General features: G+C 68.8%; 2 protein-coding genes. Both read right to left on the bottom strand.

Annotation, left to right across the window (positions count from 1 at the left end):
- Positions 1-257 precede the first annotated feature (257 nt).
- The gene (locus tag N4P33_RS33995) at positions 258-1994 is read right to left on the bottom strand and encodes an LCP family protein (RefSeq protein ID WP_260830783.1); all 1737 of its coding nucleotides are present in this window, start codon (positions 1992-1994) and stop codon (positions 258-260) included.
- 236 nt (positions 1995-2230) lie between these two features.
- Positions 2231-3318, bottom strand: a 1088-nt coding sequence (locus N4P33_RS33990) for an LCP family protein (RefSeq protein ID WP_260830782.1), incomplete at its 5' end; no start/stop codon positions are given.

Genomic DNA, 3318 nt, shown 5'->3' with positions numbered 1-3318 from the left:
TCTTCCCGGGCCGTCTCCGCCCTCCGGTGACGGCCGTCCGCCGGACGGACCCGCCCCCTGACCGGCCGGCCGGCGCGCGGCTCTCTCGCCCGGCCGCGTCCCCTCCCCGTGCACACTGCTCTGCGTCATCGTCGTGCTTCCCCCACCCTTCGGTGTCCCCACCCCTGCGCGATCCCGCGCACTGCGTCTGCGCGATCCTGCGCACTCATACGACGGGCCTGCCCCCGTCCCGTAAGACGCGGCACAGGCCCGTCAGGTCACTTGGCGCACTCGACCTTGTCCGCCGTGGACTTCTGGATGTCCTCCGGCGCCTTCGACACGGTGAGCGGCACTCCCGCGCCCTTGAAATCCTTGCCCAGGGTCAGCGTCATCGCGGGCAGGCCCTGGGAGTTGGTGACGCTCTTGCCGGGCTTCATCGCCGAGCCGGACAGGCCCATGATGGCGGCGAGGCGGCGCGCCTCGGCCGCCTGGTCGGGCGCGTACTCCAGGGTCGTCTTGCTGAGTTCCTCGGGAGCGTTGCCGGCGTTCTCCGACTTGGTGACGCCCTGCTCGTTCTGCAGCCAGGTGAGGGTGGCCGACGCGCTGCCCGAGACGGCACCGCCGTTGAGGATGCGCACCCGGACCTCGGAGGCCGGTGCCTTGGTGCCCTTCAGCCGGGCGGCGACGGCGGCCTTCTCCTTCTTCTTCTGCTCCTTGACCTCCGTGAACGACACGTCGTTCTTGATGAGCTCGAACACCTGCGGGGCCTTGGACTCCTCGAGGACGACGGTCGTCTTCACCGTCTCCGCGGGATTGTCCTTGACCGGCACGGTGGTGAAGGTCAGGTTCTTGACGTTGAGCTTGCCCAGCTCCAGACCGAGGTCCTTGAGCTTGTTGATGCTGTTCAGCTGGGAGTCGACGGTGAGCGCCTCGGTGCCCGCCTCCGCCAGCTTGATCATCTTGGAGGGGCTGGTGAGCGTGTCGTTCGACTTCAGCTTGCGCATCAGCGCGCTGAGGAACTGCTGTTGCAGCTCGATACGGCTCAAGTCGCCGCCGAGGCCCACGGAGTGCCGGGTGCGCACGAACGCCAGCGCGGTCTCGCCCTCGATGGTGTGCGTGCCCTTGGACAGCTTCAGATGCGAGTCGGGGTCGTCGATGTCCTTGGCCAGACACACCTCGACGCCGCCGACCGCCGTGGTCAGCGTCTTGACCGCGTTGAAGTCGGCCACCATGAAGTTGTCCGGGGTGATGCCGGTCAGCTCGGTCACGGTCCGCGCGGTGCAGCTGGGCGTACGGCCGCTCTGGCCGAGGCTGGTGTTGAAGCGGACGCCCTGCGAGCCCGGGATGACCTTCTTCGAGCCGTCCTCCTGCGTGGTCGGGCAGTCGGGGATGTCGACGATCAGGTCACGCGGGATGCTGAGCGCGGTGGCGTTGGAGCGGTCCTTGGAGACGTGCAGCAGGATCGTGGTGTCGGCGTGCCCGGCGCTGCCCTTGTCGCCGTACTTCTCGTTGCCCTCGCCGGTGCGTTTGTCGGTGCCGATCAGCAGGATGTTGATCGCCTTGTCCTTGCTGAAGCCGCCGGTGCTGGCGCCGTCGTCGGCGACGGACGTGATGTTGTCGTTGAGGTGCTCCAGATACAGATAGCCGGCCGTACCGGCCGCGAGCACCACGAAAGCCATCACCCCGCCGGTCCACAGCAGGGCCTTCTTCGCCTTCGCCTTCTGCTTGACCGGCCGGCGCCCGCGCCGACCCGGCGGCGGTTCCTCCGGGGCCCCTCGGCGCCTGCGCGGCGGCGGGACCTCTCGTCCGGGCACCGCCCGTCCGGGCCGCTCCGGAGCCGCCGTACGACCGCGCGCCGCGCCGCCGCCGGGGGAGCGCGGTCTGCGCGGAGAGGGGATGGTCGACTGCGGTGCGGAAGGGCTCAGTCGCAGTTCGTATTCGCCGGTGTTCGGGTTGAGTACCCACTGGTCTGCGGGGTCGATGTTCTCCGCCCGCCCACGGCCTTGCGCGTCCACGGTCGCTTGCATCCTCCGTCGGGGCCACGCGGCGCCTTTCCCCTCCAAAGGCGCTCGGGTCTCGGTCACACAGTGCGCGGCCTCGAGACGAGAACGGACGCACCGGATCGCTCACACTAACCGCCCGGATCAGTCCGCGGCGACGCCGGTGACAAATTCCACGTTCCTACAAGCGGGCAATTCGCCCATTTCCCTGGACAAGGGTTCACGGGCTTGGAGTTGCCTTGGAGTCACCTTTACGTGCAGGCGTCCTCGGCGGCCGTGTTTCCGGAGAACGTCGGCGCCGGAGAAGCCGTCCCGGAGGGCTCACCCGGTACCTTTTCCGTGGCCTTTCCGTCACCGTCCGTGGCACCCTCGCCCAGGGCGACCACCAGCGGGGCGTCCGTGCGCAGCCGCTCGAACAGTTCTCGCGCCGCGGGCTGGGCGAGTTGGTCCCGATTGACGTCCTGGACATACGGCTCCCGTGGAACGGTCAGGAATTGCACACGTTCCGTGGGGATGTCACGCACCCCGCGCACGAGTTCGTACAAACCACGCAAGCTCGCCAGTTCCGGGTCCGTCGTCAGCGACGAGGTGGCCGCGTCCAGAACGGGATACAGCTTCACCGGATTCAGCAGGACGTCATTGCTGCGCACCTTGTTGACGAGCGCGCCCAGGAACCGCTGCTGCCGCTCCATCCGCTCGGTGTCGCTGCCGTCGCCGAGGGACTTGCGGGCCCGCACGAAACCGAGCGCCTGCTCCCCGTTCAGCGTCACCCGGCCCGCCGGCAGCTTCAGTTTCGCGTCCTCGTCGTCGACGGGCCTGCGCAGGCACACCTCGACGCCGTCGACCGCGTCGACCATCGCCTTGAAGCCGTGGAAGTCGACGACGACATGATGGTCGACCCGGACATTCGTGAGCTTCTCGACGGTACGGATGGTGCAGGCGGAACCGCCCACCTGGAAGGCGTAGTTGAACATCGCGAACATCGGCTCGGCACGGGTGCCGTCGCGGCGCAGACAGCCGGGCACCTCCACCATCAGATCGCGCGGTATCGACACCGCGGTGGCGCTGCGCCGGCCCGCCGCCAGATGCAGCAGGATCGCCGTGTCGGAGCGCTCGGTCCCCGAGTCGCGTCCGTAACGGCGGTTGTCCTCCCCGGAGCGGGAGTCCGAGCCGATCAGCAGGATGTTGCGGGCGTCCTTCACCAGCGAGGTGGGCCGCTCCTTCTCGAACCGGGCGAGCTCGGCCATCGCCGCCTCGTCCGGCGTGATGTTCCCCTCCAGCTTCCGGTACACCGCCCAGCCGGCACCGGCGGCCAGCACCAGGACCGCGGCGACACCGG

It is taken from the genome of Streptomyces sp. 15-116A (genome assembly GCF_025290915.1).
In the GTDB taxonomy this organism is placed as follows: domain Bacteria; phylum Actinomycetota; class Actinomycetes; order Streptomycetales; family Streptomycetaceae; genus Streptomyces.
The sequence above is the reverse complement of the archived record's forward strand: the minus strand, read 5'-3'. Positions and strand labels throughout refer to the sequence as shown.